At 71.8% G+C, this 15379-nt stretch carries 14 protein-coding genes; 10 read left to right on the plus strand and 4 right to left on the minus strand.

The window, feature by feature from the left end; translation table 11 throughout:
* The first annotated feature begins 49 nt into the window (after positions 1-49).
* On the plus strand, positions 50-406 hold the full coding sequence (locus O7608_RS08755; protein ID WP_282223882.1) for a YkvA family protein: 357 nt from the start codon (positions 50-52) through the stop codon (positions 404-406).
* Positions 407-502: 96 nt separating this feature from the next.
* Positions 503-1879 (plus strand): cystathionine beta-synthase, encoded by a 1377-nt coding sequence (locus O7608_RS08760; RefSeq protein WP_289210834.1) that lies wholly within the window; start codon positions 503-505, stop codon positions 1877-1879.
* Positions 1880-2181: 302 nt separating this feature from the next.
* Here the strand turns inward: O7608_RS08760 and O7608_RS08765 are convergent, their stop codons facing one another.
* Positions 2182-2706: a GNAT family N-acetyltransferase gene (locus tag O7608_RS08765; protein WP_289209463.1), complete on the minus strand. Its 525-nt coding sequence runs from the start codon at positions 2704-2706 to the stop codon at positions 2182-2184.
* Between the two features lie 802 nt (positions 2707-3508).
* Between O7608_RS08765 and O7608_RS08770 the strand changes: the two genes are divergently transcribed.
* Positions 3509-4576 carry a helix-turn-helix domain-containing protein gene (locus O7608_RS08770; RefSeq protein WP_289209464.1) on the plus strand — a complete coding sequence of 356 codons (1068 nt, stop codon included), beginning with the start codon at positions 3509-3511 and terminating at the stop codon, positions 4574-4576.
* Positions 4577-4661: 85 nt separating this feature from the next.
* Here the strand turns inward: O7608_RS08770 and msrA are convergent, their stop codons facing one another.
* Positions 4662-5315 (minus strand): peptide-methionine (S)-S-oxide reductase MsrA, encoded by a 654-nt coding sequence (gene msrA / locus O7608_RS08775; RefSeq protein WP_289209465.1) that lies wholly within the window; start codon positions 5313-5315, stop codon positions 4662-4664.
* 168 nt (positions 5316-5483) lie between these two features.
* On the opposite strand from msrA, the gene O7608_RS08780 reads away from it, so the two are divergent.
* The 4 genes from O7608_RS08780 to ilvA are packed head-to-tail and all read left to right on the plus strand — an operon-like array spanning position 5484 to position 10160.
* On the plus strand, positions 5484-6626 hold the full coding sequence (locus O7608_RS08780) for a cystathionine gamma-synthase (RefSeq protein ID WP_289209466.1): 1143 nt from the start codon (positions 5484-5486) through the stop codon (positions 6624-6626).
* 44 nt (positions 6627-6670) lie between these two features.
* Positions 6671-8068: an amidase gene (locus O7608_RS08785; protein WP_289209467.1), complete on the plus strand. Its 1398-nt coding sequence runs from the start codon at positions 6671-6673 to the stop codon at positions 8066-8068.
* Positions 8065-8934, plus strand: coding sequence for a DUF4328 domain-containing protein (locus tag O7608_RS08790; protein ID WP_289209468.1), 870 nt, complete (start codon positions 8065-8067; stop codon positions 8932-8934). Before O7608_RS08785 ends, O7608_RS08790 begins: the two co-directional genes overlap by 4 nt.
* Positions 8934-10160, plus strand: a complete 1227-nt coding sequence (gene ilvA, locus O7608_RS08795) for a threonine ammonia-lyase (protein WP_289209469.1) — start codon at positions 8934-8936, stop codon at positions 10158-10160. The genes O7608_RS08790 and ilvA overlap by 1 nt, the downstream gene beginning before the upstream one ends.
* Before the next feature lie 17 nt (positions 10161-10177).
* On the opposite strand, the gene greA is transcribed toward ilvA, so the two are convergent.
* Together greA and O7608_RS08805 are read right to left on the minus strand one after the other, a co-directional pair.
* Entirely contained in the window at positions 10178-10678 is a 501-nt protein-coding gene (gene greA, locus O7608_RS08800; protein ID WP_282223874.1) for a transcription elongation factor GreA, read from the minus strand.
* Between the two features lie 95 nt (positions 10679-10773).
* Entirely contained in the window at positions 10774-11208 is a 435-nt protein-coding gene (locus O7608_RS08805) for a DUF4307 domain-containing protein (protein WP_421359202.1), read from the minus strand.
* Positions 11209-11373: 165 nt separating this feature from the next.
* Between O7608_RS08805 and mca the strand changes: the two genes are divergently transcribed.
* From mca to O7608_RS08820, 3 genes are all read left to right on the plus strand, one after another.
* On the plus strand, positions 11374-12255 hold the full coding sequence (mca, locus tag O7608_RS08810) for a mycothiol conjugate amidase Mca (RefSeq protein ID WP_289209470.1): 882 nt from the start codon (positions 11374-11376) through the stop codon (positions 12253-12255).
* A 53-nt stretch (positions 12256-12308) separates the two neighbouring features.
* The gene (locus O7608_RS08815) at positions 12309-12566 is read left to right on the plus strand and encodes a hypothetical protein (RefSeq protein ID WP_289209471.1); all 258 of its coding nucleotides are present in this window, start codon (positions 12309-12311) and stop codon (positions 12564-12566) included.
* 237 nt (positions 12567-12803) lie between these two features.
* On the plus strand, positions 12804-15368 hold the full coding sequence (locus tag O7608_RS08820) for a GGDEF domain-containing phosphodiesterase (RefSeq protein ID WP_289209472.1): 2565 nt from the start codon (positions 12804-12806) through the stop codon (positions 15366-15368).
* Positions 15369-15379 lie beyond the last annotated feature (11 nt).

Raw genomic sequence — 15379 nt, forward strand, 5'->3', positions numbered from 1 at the left:
AGAGCGAGGGCGGCGGTGTGTGCCCGGCGGGTGTGACGAGGAGGAGCCGATGGCCAGGACACTCAAGCGGGCGGCGGCGTTCGCGGCGCTCGGTCGGGCGCTGACGGCGGGGACCCGGTCCGGACCGTCGCTGGGGCGTCGGCTGGCGGCGGTGCCGCGGATGATCCGGGCCACGATGCGTGGCGACTACGACGGCGGCCTACGGCTGGCGTTGATGACGGCTGCGGTGGCGTACGTCGCCTCCCCGGTCGACCTGGTGCCGGAGGCGTTCCTGATGCTGCTCGGCATCGTCGACGACGCCCTGGTGGTCACCTGGCTGGCGGGCAGTGTGCTCGCCGAGACCGAGCGCTTCCTGGACTGGGAGACGCGTCGCGAGTCGGTGGTGCCCGGTCAGGTCGTAGGCTGACCGCGACATACTCCACCGCCGGCAGCGGGCTGTTGTCGGCTGACGACCTCGACCCCGACGATGACGGTGCCGGCGTCAGCAGAAGGGCACAACGAGGTGCGTTACCACGACAACGTCGTTGATCTCATCGGCAACACCCCGCTGGTCCGCCTACGGAAGGTCACCGCCGGAATCGCCGCGACGGTGCTGGCCAAGGTCGAGTACTTCAACCCGGGCGGTTCGGTGAAGGACCGGATCGCGCTGCGCATGGTGGAAGCCGCCGAGCAGTCCGGTCGACTCCGGCCGGGCGGCACGATCGTGGAGCCGACCAGCGGAAACACCGGCGTCGGCCTGGCGCTCGTCGCGCAGCTCAAGGGCTACCAGTGCGTCTTCGTCTGCCCGGACAAGGTCAGTGAGGACAAGCAGAACGTGCTGCGGGCGTACGGCGCCGAGGTGGTGGTCTGCCCGACCGCGGTGGCGCCGGAGGACCCTCGCTCCTACTACCAGGTCTCCGACCGGCTGGCGGCGGAGATCCCGGGGGCCTGGAAACCGGACCAGTACGCGAATCCGGCCAACCCGCAGTCGCACTACGAGGGCACCGGGCCGGAGCTGTGGGCGCAGACCGACGGCCGGATCACCCACTTCGTCGCCGGGGTGGGCACCGGCGGGACGATCTCCGGGGTGGGCCGCTACCTCAAGGAGGCCTCCGACGGTGCGGTCCGGGTGATCGGTGCGGACCCGGAGGGCTCAGTCTACTCCGGAGGGTCGGGACGACCGTACCTGGTGGAGGGAGTCGGCGAGGACTTCTGGCCGCAGACCTACGACCGGTCGGTCTGTGACGAGATCGTGGAGGTCTCCGACCGGGAGTCGTTCGTGCTCACCCGGCGGCTGGCCCGTGAGGAAGGGCTGCTGGTGGGCGGTTCGTGCGGGATGGCGGTCGCCGCCGCGCTGCGGGTGGCCCGGCGGGCCGGTCCGGACGACGTGGTGGTGGTGCTGCTGCCCGACGGCGGTCGCGGCTACCTGTCGAAGATCTTCAACGACGACTGGATGGCCCGGTACGGGTTCCTGGACACCAACGGCGCCGAGCCGACCGTCGGTGACGTGCTGGCGGCCAAGCCGGGCGGTCTGCCGGAGCTGGTGCACGTCCATCCGACCGAGACGGTCCGCGACGCGGTCGACTACCTGCGCGAGTACGGCATCTCCCAGCTGCCGGTGCTGAAGGCGGAGCCGCCGGTGGTGACCGGTGAGGTGGCCGGGTCGATCGCCGAGCGGGACCTGCTCGACGCGCTGTTCAGCGGCAAGGCGCAGCTGCACGACACGATCGAACGGCACATGGGCGCACCGCTGCCGATGATCGGTGGCGGGCAGCCGGTCCGTGAGGCGGTGGCGCTGCTGGCCGGTACGGACGCGGCGCTGGTGCTGGTCGACGGCAAGCCGCGTGGCGTGATCACCCGCCAGGATCTGTTGGCGCATCTCGGAAACAGCGGCGAATAATCGCACAGGGTGTCCGGTTGGATGCCGTGAGCTGATGTTGACTAGGGCTATGGAAGTTCCGCCCCGGCACTGTCCGCTGCCGGGGCGGACGACCATGGTGCTTCACTCTGCGGTGACCCGGGCGCCCGCCAGCATCCCGGTGTCCCGCATTGTTGCCCGCCCACGCCGATCAACCGGCACGCCTCCGCCGGTTGAGCGCCTTCGGCCAGGCGTTTTCCCCCGGTTAGGGCGGGCAGTGCCGGGCGAGAGTACGGGGCTGGACGGAACCCCCGCAGCAGCGGCTCCGTACTCTCGCCCGGCCGTCACACGTCGGTGGTGGGCAGCGCGCGGGTGTAGCGCAGCTGCGGGGTGAGCACCGGCCCGATCCAACTGTCCCGGCGCTGCCCGTCCGGCCACCAGCCACTGTGTTCGTAGAAGCGTCGGGCCGGCTGGTTCTCGGCCAGGACCCAGAGCACCGCACGGTCGTAGCGGTGGCCGCGCATCGTGTCGAGTGCGTCGCGCAGCAGCGCGGTGCCGATGCCGGTGCCCTGGTGCGGCGGGGCGACGTGGATGGCGTACAGCTCGCCGGTGTCGGGGTCGCCGTCGCTGTGCGGTCCGACGTAGGTGAAGCCGGCCAGCTCGCTGTCGCGTTCGGCGACGGTGAGCCGGTGGGTGTCGCTCTCGTAGGTCAGCCGCTCGGTCCACCAGGCGGCCAGCACCGGACCCGGCACGGCGTCCAGCGCGGCGTCCGCGACGATGCCCCGGTAGGCGCTGCGCCGGGAGATGTGGTGCAGGTGGCCGACCGCGTCGACGTCGTCGAGCCGGGCCGGGCGGAGGGTGAGCGCCACCTGGTGAGCGTACCGGCATAAAACGACCCCCGGGGTTTCCACGTCGGTGACGTGGGCCGGCTGGACTGGGCCAGCACCCCGGGGGTCGGGTGGCTGTCGTGGTTTCGCCGCACCGCTGCCACACGGTCTCGACGATCGGAGCTGTCGAGGACAGCGGCTAGCGGACAGTCACCTCACGAGTCCCATTGCTATCCAACGTCGGACCACCTCCTTTCCCGTGTACGGCCACGCTAGCCGGGCGCGCTGGCCGGCGGCAACGGCTTTTGCCGATCACCACGGGGGTCGCCGGGGTGTCGCCCCGGCGCCTCCGGTGGCACCGGCCGGGGTGGCCGCTGGACCTTGTCGGTTACTAAATGTAGTCACCTGTGCACATTAAGTATGCAATGTTCGGTGTATTGATGTTCGCCTTAGGGAGTGGGGAACCTGCGGGGGTGATCAATATTGACTGAAACGATACGGTGGCGACTTGTCCGTTGGCCGTTGTATCTGCCATCGTCTTTCCGGGTGATTCGTTCCGTCGTCATGATCGGACAGGTGTGGCCGGTGCGAATGCCCGCACACAGGTCGATCGATCGCAGCGTGTGTGATCGGGGGGACGAGTCGATCAAAGGCCACGTCCTGCGGCGGCAGCCGTGGGCGGGCCGCGAGGTCGACGGGTCGTTACGCCAAGTCGGTGGAGGCTCGTCGAACGCGTCCTCGCGCCATCCCCGCGGCCCTGTTCAATAGCGTCGTACGGCGCTGTCGACCATGAATAGGGCGGGTGGGTTTTCAGCAGGTTTCAATAGGGGTGGGCAGACAGAATATGAGTGACACGGGTGAGAAGCTGAGGGTGGCCCGGGAATCCGCCGGCATCAGTCTGGCCCGAATGGCGGCACTCAGCCACTTCAGCAAGGGCCATCTGTCGAACGTCGAGGCAGGGCGGCGGACCGCGACGGCCGACGTGGTGACCGCCTATGAACAGGTGTTGGGAGACCAGATGCAACGTCGCGGTCTGATCACCGGGCTGGCCGCCGGAGTGGTGGCGCCGGGTGCCATCTCCGAGTTGATCCACCGCGGCTTCACCGCCGCGCTCGGCGATCCGGCAGCCGAGGAGCAGTGGCGCGAGCACGCCGACAACCTCGGCCGCGACTACATGTCCGTCGGTGCCGGGGAGTTGCAGGACCGGCTCGCCAACGACCTCGTGGTGCTGCAGCAGCAGCTCGGTTCACCGCCGATGTGGGGGCTGGCCGCGCGCTTTCTCAGCGTGTACGGCAAGACCACCGGGCAGGCACAGGAGGCTGTCCGGTGGTACCGGCTCGCCGCCGTCGCCGCCGACCGCAGCGGGGACACCGCCGTACGGGTGTGGGTCCGTGGCCGGGCCGCGCTCGCCCTCGGGTACGAAGGCGCCGCGCTCGGTGTCGCGCAGGACCTTGCCGACCAGGCGCTCGCGCTCAGTGAGCGACCCTCGCTCGGCCGGCTCAACGCACTGATGGCGAAGGCGCAGGTCGCCGGGGTACGTGGCGACCGTACCGCCGCTCTGGCCCATCTCGACGCGGCCCGGCGGGTCTTCGACGCGGTCGACTCGACCGACCAGATCTCCGATTTCGCGGTGCCGCAGTGGCGGATGGCCACCTTCACCAGCATGCTGCTGGCCCGGCTGGGCGACCCGGCCGCGGTCGGGGCCCAGGAGTGGGCGGACCGGACCCGACCGGCGAGCCTGACCCGGTTCGCCACCCACATCGAGCTGCACCGTGGCCTCATGCTGGTCCGGTCGGGCGACCGGACCGAGGGCGTGCGGTACGCCAGGTCGGCGCTGGCCCGGCTGCCGTCGGCCAAACACAGCCAGTCCCTGCGGCTGATGCTGCGGGAGGTCGAGCAGGCCGCAGCCTGACGCCCGGCCGGATACACCGGCAAGCCGACCGCGCCGCCGAGGCGGTCGGCGGCGCGGTCGGAGCCGTGCGGGCACAGCCGTGCCGTCAGGCGGTACGGGCGACGCCGACCGGGCAGGTCATCCCGTTCGGCCCGTGGTTGCAGTACCCACCGGGGTTCTTGTGCAGGTACTGCTGGTGGTGGTCCTCGGCGTAGTAGTAGGTGTCCGCCGGCCGGATCTCGGTGGTGATCCCGTCCCGCCCGGCCGCCGCCACGACCGGCGCGAACGCCTCCCGGGACGCGGCGGCCTCGGCCGCCTGCTCGGCGTCGGTGGTGTAGATCGTCGACCGGTACTGGGTGCCGACGTCGTTGCCCTGCCGCATGCCCTGCGTCGGGTCGTGGTTCTCCCAGAACACCTTGAGCAGGTCGGCGTAGCTGATCACGGACGGGTCGTAGACCACCTGGACGACCTCGGCGTGTCCGGTCGCCCCCGAACACACCTCCTCGTACGTCGGGTTGGCGGTCTCGCCACCCGCGTAGCCGACCGAGGTCGAGTAGACCCCGGGCAGGCTCCAGAACAGTCGCTCGGCCCCCCAGAAACAGCCCATGCCGAAGATCGCCACCCGGGTACCGGCCGGCCAGGGGCCGACCAGCGGCGTACCGAGCACCAGGTGCCGGTCGGCGACCGGCATCGGCCGGTCCCGGCCGGGCAGCGCCTGACCCGGCGCGGGCAGGCTCGCTTTCATCGGTCGTAGGAACACCGCGACTCCTCTCGTCGTTGCCACCGGGGTAACACCGCTGGCGGCCGGGTCGTTCCCGCCGGCGCCCCGGTGTGCCGTTCCCGGCTCGCTGCCAGGGCGTACCCACCCGGACGCGCCGCATCCGTCCCGACCGGGGGCGGCTCCCCGACGATGGCCTAGCCTCGACCCATGACATACGGGTTCGACACGGTCGCCATCCACGCCGGCCAGGAGCCGGAGGCCCGGACCGGGGCGGTCGTGCCACCGATCTACCAGACGAGCACGTACGCCCAGGACGAGGTCGGCGCCCCCCGGTCGGGGTACGAGTACAGCCGCTCGGCCAACCCGACCCGCGACGCCCTGCAGGAGTGCCTGGCGGCGATCGAGGGCGGCCGGACCGCGCTCGCCTTCGCCAGTGGGCTCGCCGCCGAGGACACGCTGCTGCGGACCGTCTGCCGGCCGGGTGACCACGTCATCATCCCGGACGACGCGTACGGCGGCACCTTCCGGCTGTTCGCCAAGGTCGCGCAGCGGTGGGGGCTGACCTGGAGCGCGGCGCGGATCTCCGACGTCGACGCGGTCCGGGCAGCGGTGCAACCCGGACGTACCAGGATGATCTGGGCGGAAACCCCGACCAACCCGCTGCTCGGCATCGCCGACATCGCCGCCCTGGGCGCCCTCGCCCGCGACACCGGCGCGCTGCTCGCGGTCGACAACACCTTCGCCTCGCCGTACCTGCAGCAGCCGCTCGCCCTCGGCGCCGACGTCGTCGTCCACTCCACCACCAAGTACCTGGGAGGACACTCCGACGTGGTCGGCGGGGCACTCGTCGTCGACGCCCCGGAGCTCGCCGTCGAGCTGGCCTTCCACCAGAACGCCATGGGCGCCGTCAACGGCCCGTTCGACGCCTGGCTCACCCTGCGCGGCGTCAAGACCCTCGGCGTACGGATGGAACGGCACTGCGACAACGCCGAGCGGATCGTCGAGTTCCTGGTCCACCACCCGGCGGTCCACCAGGTGCTCTACCCGGGGCTCGCCGAGCACCCCGGCCACGAGACGGCGGCCAAGCAGATGCGCCGATTCGGCGGCATGGTGTCGTTCCGGGCCGCCGGTGGGCCCGCCCGCGCCGTCGAGATCTGCAACCGGGCCCGACTCTTCGTGCTCGCCGAGTCGCTCGGTGGCGTCGAATCGTTGATCGAACACCCTGGACAAATGACGCACGCGAGCGCCGCCGGGTCACCTCTTGAAGTCCCCGGTGATCTCGTGCGACTGTCTGTCGGCATCGAAACCGTCGACGACCTGCTGGCCGACCTCGACCAGGCGCTCGGCTGAGACGTCGCGAAGCCCCCACCGCGTACCGGCTGCCTGGAGGTGCCGTGCACGACATCGTCCCGACCTGGGTGGGAACCACCGCCCGGCAGATCGCCCGTGCCGTGCGCCGGGGCGACGCCTCGGCCACCCAGGTCGTCGCCGACCACCTCGACCACATCGCCTGGGCCGACGGTGAACTCTCCGCGTTCCGCGCGGTCCGGGGCGGCGAGGCGATCGTCGAGGCGGAGAAGGTCGACGAGCAGGAGGACCTGGCGAACCTGCCACTTGCCGGGGTGCCGGTGGCGGTCAAGGAGAACACCCCGGTCGCCGGGTTGGCCACCTGGCGCGGCTCGGCGGCGGTGCGCACCGAGGTGGCCGAGGACGATCACGAGGTCGTCCGCCGGCTGCGCGGCGCGGGTGCGGTCGTCGTCGGGGTCACCCGGATGCCGGAGCTCGGCCTCTGGGCGACCACCGACGATGCCTCCGGGACCAGCCGCAACCCGTGGCAGCCGGCGCGCACCCCCGGCGGCTCCTCCGGCGGCGCGGCGGCGGCGGTCGCCAGCGGCATGGTGCCGATCGCGCACGGCAACGACGGCTTCGGGTCGATCCGGATCCCGGCGGCCTGCTGCGGCCTGCTCGGGCTCAAACCCGGCCGCGACGTGGTGCCACGCCAGCTCGGTGCCGAGGACTGGTTCGGCCTCACCGAACACGGCATCCTGGCCAGCTGCGTCGCCGACGCGGCCACCGGGTTCGCGGTGCTTGCCGGCCGGCGACCGGAGAAACTGGTGCAACCGGCGCGGCTGCGGGTCGCGGTGTCGCTGACCTCGCCGTTGGCCGGGGTACGCGCGGACGCGGCCAACCGCGACGCCGTCGCGGCGACGTCGCGCCGGCTCACCGAGGCCGGGCACGACGTGGTCGGCCACGAACTGACCTACCCGGTCTCGCTCGGGCTGCGTGGGGTGGCGACCTGGTTCGCCGGGGCGGCCGAGGACGCCGTCGTCGGCCGGGCCGGCGGGCGGGACCTGCAGCCGCGGACCCGCCGGCACGTCGCGCTGGGCCGGTGGGCGCAACGCCGGGGGTACGTCCGGGAAGCCGACCGGACCGCCTGGCGGGAGCGGATGATCGGGCTCTTCGCCGACCACCGGATCGACGTGCTGCTGACCCCTGCGCTGGCCGGCGTGCCGCCACTGGCCAGCAGTTGGGCGCGCCGATCCTGGGCGGCGAACATGTGGAGCTGCGTGCGCTACGCCCCGTACGCGGCACCGTGGAACATGGCCGGTCTGCCGGCGCTGGTGGTACCGGCCGGTCAGCGCCCCGAAGGGCTGCCGGTCGGCGTGCAACTGGTCGGCCCGCCCGGTTCGGAGCTGCTGCTGCTGGCCGTCGCCGGCCAACTGGAGATCATGGCACCCTGGCCCCGGCACCCCCCGTCCTGGCCACGGCCGGGCAGCCCGGTCGGTCGATGATCCTGGTTGACCCGGTCGCCGCCGCCCGACATGCTGTCGCGGGCGCGGAGGAGGACGACGTGGACGATCAGACGGCCAGTGTGCCGTGTGCGACCTGCGGTGGGCAGGTCGGTTCCCGGCAACGGTACTGCCTACTGTGCAACACCCCGGCCGGTGAGCCGGCGGTGCGGCCCGGGGCGCGGACGTACCGCACCCACACGCTCGGGATCGTGACCTGTGTGGCGATCGTCGCCGTGGTGGTCGCCGACGTCGGGTACGCCAGCTGGCCGTTGGTGGTCGCGCTGCTCGCCGAGGCCGGGGTCGTCAGCGACGGGGACATGCTGCTCCTGGCGGCGTTCGCCGTCGATCTCGCGCTCGGGCTGCTGACCGCCGGGCTGGTGCTGACGGCCTGCGTACCGATGATCATGTGGACCTACCGGGCCCGCGCCAACCTGGACGCCTTCCCCGGTGCCGGCGGATCGATGCGCCGAGGCTGGGCGATCGCCGGCTGGCTGGTGCCGATCGCCAACTTCTTCGTGCCGTACCGGGTGGTGGCCAATGTGGCCCGGGACAGCCTGTGGCAGGCCGCCACCCCGGTGGCGGTCCGGGTCTGGTGGGCGGCCTTCCTCGGCTATCAGGTCATCACCAGGCTGGTGAGTCGGCAGGGTGACCGGGTGTTCACCGAGTTCGTGGACGCCCCGTTCCCGGTGGACGTGGTCGCGTTCCGCGCCGAGTTCGTCGCGCTGGTGCCCATGCGGGTGCTTGCGGCGCTGGCCAGCGCCGTCGCGGCCGCCACGATCATCATCGTCGTCCGGCAGGTGAGCCGGGCCCAGGAGGAACGGCTCGCCCGAGCCTGGCCCCAGGTGTACCAGGGAGTACGGATCTGATGACGGAACTGGTCACGCTCGCGGACGTCGTCGCCGCCCGCGCGGCCCTCGCCGACGTGGTGCGGGTCACCCCGCTGGAGCCGTCCCGGCCGTTGACCGACCTGCTCGGCGGTCCGGTGTGGCTCAAGTGCGAGCACCTGCAGCGCGCCGGCTCCTACAAGGTCCGTGGCGCCTATCTGCGGATCTCCCGGCTGACCGCGCAGCAACGGCAGCGTGGCGTGGTCGCCGCGAGCGCCGGCAACCACGCCCAAGGGGTCGCTCTCGCCGCCGGCCTGCTGGGCATCACGTCGACGGTGTTCATGCCGGTGGGCGCGCCGCTGCCGAAGGTCGCCGCCACCAAACGGTACGGCGCCCACGTCGAGTTCTCCGGGTCCACCGTGGATGAGGCGTTGGACGCCGCCCGGGAGTACGCCGACCGGACCGGGGCGGTGCTGATCCACCCGTTCGACCATCCGGACGTCATAGCCGGCCAGGGCACCGTGGCGCTGGAGATCCTGGAGCAGTGTCCGCAGGTGACCACGATCGTCACAGCGGTCGGCGGCGGCGGGCTGGTCTCCGGGATCGCGGTCGCGGTCAAGGCGCTGCGGCCGGACGTGCGGGTGATCGGCGTACAGGCCGACAACGCGGCCGCGTTCCCACCGTCGCTGTCGGCCGGTGCGCCGGTGCGGCTGGATTCCATGCGTACGATCGCCGACGGCATCGCCGTGGGGCGGCCCGGCGAACTCACCTTCGCCCACGTCAGCAAGTTGGTGGACGAGATCGTGACGGTGTCGGAGGAGGAGATCTCCCAGGCCCTGCTGATGCTGCTGGAACGCGGCAAGCAGGTGGTCGAGCCGGCCGGGTCGGCCGCCGTCGCCGCGCTGCTGTCCGGTGCCGTACGGCCGGCCACACCGACCGTCGCGGTGCTCTCCGGCGGCAACATCGACCCGCTGCTGCTGTTGCGGGTGATCGAGTACGGGCTCGCCGCCGCCGGGCGCTACCTGCGGTTGACGATCCGGTGTGGCGACCGTCCCGGCGAGTTGGCGGCGGTGCTGTCGCTGATCGCCGAGCAGCGGGCCAACGTGGTCGACGTCGAGCACCAGCGCCGCAGCCCCCGGTTGCGACTCGGCGAGGTGGAGGTCGGGCTGTCCGTGGAGACCCGGGGGCCGGAGCACTCGGAAACACTGGTCCGCGCGCTGCGCGGCCGGGGCTACCTGGTCAGCTTCGCTGCTGCCGAGGCCGACTGACGGCCGGGGCCAGCCGCTCAGCCGGCGAAGGGCTCGAAGGTGTCGACGGTGACCTTGATGTCGGCGCCGCTGGGTGCGGTGTAGGTCACCGTCTGCCCCTTGCGTGCCCCGAGGATCGCCTTGCCGAGCGCGGACTCCGGGCTGTAGACGGTCAGCTCGGTGGTCGAGGAGATCTCCCGTGAGCCGAGCAGGAAGGTCTCGGTGTCGGCCGGATCGTCGTCGAAGTGGATCGTGACGACCGTCCCGGGTGCCACGGCGTCGGCGTTCGGGGCCTCGCCGACCTGGGCGGTACGCAGCAGCTCCTGCAGGTAGCGGATGCGCGCCTCCTGCTTGCCCTGCTCCTCCCGGGCGGCGTGGTATCCGCCGTTCTCCCGTAGGTCGCCTTCCTCACGCCGGGCGTTGATCTCGGCGGCGATCACCGTGCGACCGGCGATCAACTCGTCAAGCTCGGCCTTGAGCCGGTCGTAAGCGTCCTGGGACAGCCAGGTGGCGGGCGCCTCGCGGTCGGTCGTGGACACAGACGATCTCCTTGGGGCTTGCGGGCGGACGAGGTCGAACTACCAACGTACCAGTGATCGGCATGGTGGTGCCGTGGTTGCGGGCCGGCGGAGTTTCAGTCGGCCGGCCGACAGCGGGTGACCTCGCCGAGAAACGCCTGCCGCTCGGTGGGTAGTCGGTGGGTGGTGCGGATCTGCCGTTCGCCCGCAGCGGCCCGGACCGTCACCTCGTCCCGGCCGACCTCCGCGCCGTCGCGCGAGCGCGCCCGGACCAGGCAGGTGGCGGCCCCACCGGGTGGCACCCTCACCGCGAAGTCGATCAGGATCCCGTCCTCGGTCGCCTCGGTGTACGTGATCACCTTCGGGTCGTACGTCGGGTCGCCGTACAGCGTGTAGAGCCGGACCGTGACCACCAGCCCGGCCAGCACCGCCAGGGCGACCAGCACCGCGACCAGCCAGGGCCGGCGACGGCGGGACGCGCGCCGTCGACCGTACCGCCCGGGTGGGAACATGTCGGCGGTCGGTGCTGTTGTGGCGGACGGGTCGGTCACCCGGTACGCATCTCCTCGGCGGGGCGGATCGGTGCCGACGGGTCGGTCGGTGCCAACGGGTCGGATCGGGGCCATCGGTGAGAATGGTCGTCGGGCCCTATTGTCGCAAGGCGGGCCGGAGAGACGTCGGCAGGGGCGTCGGTGGTGTTACGAGGGAGCGGTTCGTTGGCTGAGCAACTGCGTCTGATGGCGGTCCACGCGCATCCGGACGACGAGTCCAGCAAGGGTGCGGCGACGATGGCGCGCTACGTCGCCGAAGGTGCCCAGGTGCTGGTGGTGACCTGCACCGGAGGCGAGCGGGGCAGCGTTCTCAATCCGAAGCTGGACCGGCCGGACGTGTGGGAGAACATCGCCGAGATCCGGCGGGCGGAGATGGACGCGGCCCGGGCGATCCTCGGCGTGGAGCAGGCCTGGCTGGGGTTCGTCGACTCGGGCCTGCCCGAGGGCGACCCGCTGCCGCCGCTGCCGGCGGGCTGCTTCGCCCTGGAGCCGGTCGAGCAGGCCGCCGCCCCGCTGGTGCGGTTGATCCGGGAGTTCCGTCCGCACGTGGTCACCACCTACGACGAGGACGGCGGCTATCCGCATCCGGACCACATCATGTGCAACCGGGTCAGCCTGGCCGCGTTCGACGCCGCCGGGGACGCGTCGCGGTACCCGCAGCTCGGTGAGCCGTGGCAGCCGTTGAAGCTGTACTACTGCATGGGCTTCACCCGGGCCCGGATCCTCGCCCTGCACGAGGGGATGATCGCGGCCGGCCTGGAGTCGCCGTACGCGGAGTGGATGGGCCGGTGGGAGGACCGCCCGGACAAGGGCGACCGGATCACGACCCGGGTGGAGTGCGCCGACTACTTTCCGGTCCGCGACGACGCGCTGCGCGCCCACGCGACGCAGGTCGATCCGGACGGCTTCTGGTTCCAGGTGCCGATGGAGGTGCAGCGGCAGGCCTGGCCGACGGAGGACTACGAGCTGGTGCGGTCGTCGGTGACCAGCCCGATGCCGGAATCCGACCTTTTTGCCGGAGTGCGGGAGTGGCTGGACCGGCCCTGAACTGGGCGGCGTAGCGTGTACCTGTCGTCGTCAGCGCGTGCGAGGAGTCCGACATGCTCGACCTGGTGCAGGTCGTCGCGGCCAACAACTTCGGGGACACCCGCAGCGGTGGGCTGGCCGGCCCGATGGGTCTGTTCCTGCTCCTGCTGCTCGCTGCGGTGACGGTCCTGCTGGTCCGGAACATGAACGCCCGGCTGCGGCGGTTGCCCGAGCGGTTCGAGAGCCGATCCTCTGACGACACGCCGGCGACCGCCGAGGCTAATGTCCTTGATCTGACAGATCGGCAGTCGCGCCCCGGATCGCCTTTGTAACCGCTTACATCCCCTGCTGTCAGGGACTTTTCTCCCACTGAGTGGACGTCCGCTCCTAAACCGGCCCTGTGGCCCCTGTTGCCGCAATCGGCTTTGGCTTAGCCTTCCGCCGGGGACCTTGAGTTCCTCCGACCGCGCGCGGAAAGGGGCGACCATGGACGGCATCGCAGTCGCCTCGTGCGGGGCGTCACGGACACGAGTGACGCTCGGATCGGTCGGTCGCACCGGGAGCGGCCCATGACGCCCGACCGGCCCGCTGGGCAGTGGCAGCTGGCGGTCTTCACCGCCGCGCTCCTGTTCGGTGCGCTGGCCACCGCCGCCATCGGCCTGGTCACCAACGACGACCCCGGCGGTACGGCGTGGCCCGCCCCGGCGCGGTTCGCCGTCGTCGTCCTGCTGCTCGGGGTCGCTCAGCTCGCCCGCCTGCGGTTCCGCATCGGCACCGGCACGGTCAGCTTCACCTGGGGCGAGGCCGCCCTCATCGTCGGGCTGTACCTGGTGCCAGCGGGCTGGCTGCCGGTGGCCACCGCGGTCGGCGTGGGTGCGGCCTGGACGCTGTTGTCGATGTTCGCCGAGTCGCGGACGGTGCCGGAGATCGCCCGGGTCACCGCCTCGCTGACCGTCGCGGTCGCTGCGGCGGGGCTGCTCACCCAGGTCGTGTCCGATCCGTACGGCCAGCCGCTGACCCCGCCGCTGGCCGGTGCCCTGGCGCTGGGCGCGGTCACCTACCTGCTCGTCACCGCAGGCCTGGCCGCGGTGACGATCGCCCTGCGCCACGGCCGGCCCTTCGGCGCCACCCTGCTGCACGCGCTGCGCAACAAGGCGCTGATGTTCGTCGGCAACGTGCTGGTCGGCCTCGGCACGGTCACCGTGCTGGACCACGATCCGCGCTGGCTGCTGCTGCTGCCACCGGTGCTGTGGCTGCTGCAGCAGACCTACGGGCACTGGCTGCGGGTCGAGGACGAGCGGCGAGCCTGGCAGGAGTTCGCCCAGGCGACCCACGCGCTGAACCAGCTGGACGAGCCGAGCGTGGCCGGTGCCGGCGTGGTCGGCGGTCTGGCGCTGTTCGGCGCCGAGCGGGTCGAGGTGGATGTCCGGCGCGTCGACGGCCGGCTGTGGCGTTACGTCGGGGACGACAGCGGCCAACTGCACGGCGCGGAGGCACCCGACGAGCCGCGAACGGCCGCGGTACGGGCACCGGGGCCCGACGCCGGTTCCGCCCCGTACGTCGACGCCGAACCCAACGACCGGGTCCTGGTGCATCCGCTCACCGTCGGGGCGACCACGGTCGGCGCGCTCCGGGTCCACCTTCCGGTCGGTGCGCTGCCGGGCGCCCGGGACCGCAACGCGCTCTGCGCCTTCGGCCACGCGTTGGCCGCCGCGCTGCACGACGCCACCACCCACCGCGAGCTCGCCAGCCTCAGCGCCCGGGCCGCCCACGAGTCGACGCACGACCCGGTGACCGGGCTGCTCAACCGGTCGGCGCTGCTGACCGGCGGCGACGCCGCCCTGCAGGAGCTCGGCAACGACCATCAGATCGCCCTGTTGATGCTGGACATCAAGGGCTTCAAAGAGGTCAACGACACCCTCGGCAACGCCGCCGGGGACGAGCTGCTGCAGGCCGCGGCACGCCGGCTGCGGGCCCGGACCGGCTCCGGCGAGCTGCTCGGCCGGCTCGGCAACGACGAGTTCGCCGTACTGCTGACGTCGCTGGCACCGCCGCCGGGCGCCACCGGCGACCGCAGCTCGCCCACCGGGACGGCGATGCGGCGGGCCCGCGAGATGATCACCGCGCTGGCGGAGCCGACCGAGGTCGCCGGGGTGCGGATGTCGGTCGAGAGCGCCCTCGGGGTGGTGGTCGCCGGGGCCGGCACCGCCGACATGAACGAACTGTTGCGCCGGGCCAACATCGCGATGAGCCAGGCGAAGGAGATCGGCGGCAGCGTCGCCGGCTACGACAGCGCCAAGGACGCCGCCAGCACCGACCAGCTGGCGCTGCTGGCCGAGCTGCGTGTCGCGCTCGACACCGACGACCAGCTCGAACTCGCCCTGCAGCCGGCGGTGGACCTCGCCACCGGCGCACCCACCGGGGTCGAGGCGCTGATCCGGTGGCGGCATCCACGGCGCGGCCGGCTCACTCCGGTCGACTTCGTCCGGGCGGTGGAGGGCAGCGAACTGCTCGCCCCCTTCACCCGGTACGTCGTCGACCGTGCCCTGTCGGTGGCGGCACAGTGGGCGGCGCAGGACATCGACGTGCCGATCTCGGTCAACATCTCGGCCCGCAGCCTGCTCGACCCGCAACTGCCGGCCGAGATCGGTGAGCTGCTGCGCCGGCATCAGGTGCCGGCCCGGCGGCTGGTGCTGGAAATCACCGAGACGGTGGTGATGAGCGAGCTGGAGATCATCGACGAGGTGCTGGGCACGCTGCGGGAGATGGGCGTCCAACTGGCGGTCGACGACTTCGGCACCGGATTCTCGTCGCTGGCCTTCCTGACCCGGGTCCCGGTGGACGAACTCAAGGTCGACCGGTCGTTCGTGATGAACATGATCGATTCGCCGGCGGACGCCGCGATCGTCCGGCACACCGTCCATCTCGGCCGGGACATGGGGCTGCGGGTGGTCGCCGAAGGAGTCGAGACGGCCGACCAGCGGGCCACGCTCGCCGCACTCGGCTGCGCCGCCGCGCAGGGCTACCACTTCTTCAAGCCGATGCCGGCGGACAAGATCGTCGCCGTACTGCGGTCGTTGCTCGACTCCGCCCAGGCCCAGATCTACCCGCTACGGGCGGACGGCGCCTCGTGACCACCCACCCA

This window comes from Solwaraspora sp. WMMA2056 (assembly GCF_030345095.1).
Taxonomy (GTDB): domain Bacteria; phylum Actinomycetota; class Actinomycetes; order Mycobacteriales; family Micromonosporaceae; genus Micromonospora_E.

Excerpts from the sequence above, each read along its gene's own strand:
- O7608_RS08755 (WP_282223882.1), top strand. The coding sequence starts at position 50 with ATGGCCAGGACACTCAAGCGGGCGGCGGCGTTCGCGGCGCTCGGTCGG.
- O7608_RS08770 (WP_289209464.1), top strand. The coding sequence starts at position 3,509 with ATGAGTGACACGGGTGAGAAGCTGAGGGTGGCCCGGGAATCCGCCGGC.
- O7608_RS08780 (WP_289209466.1), top strand. The coding sequence starts at position 5,484 with ATGACATACGGGTTCGACACGGTCGCCATCCACGCCGGCCAGGAGCCG.
- O7608_RS08790 (WP_289209468.1), top strand. The coding sequence starts at position 8,065 with ATGATCCTGGTTGACCCGGTCGCCGCCGCCCGACATGCTGTCGCGGGC.
- ilvA (WP_289209469.1), top strand. The coding sequence starts at position 8,934 with ATGACGGAACTGGTCACGCTCGCGGACGTCGTCGCCGCCCGCGCGGCC.
- O7608_RS08815 (WP_289209471.1), top strand. The coding sequence starts at position 12,309 with ATGCTCGACCTGGTGCAGGTCGTCGCGGCCAACAACTTCGGGGACACC.
- O7608_RS08820 (WP_289209472.1), top strand. The coding sequence starts at position 12,804 with ATGACGCCCGACCGGCCCGCTGGGCAGTGGCAGCTGGCGGTCTTCACC.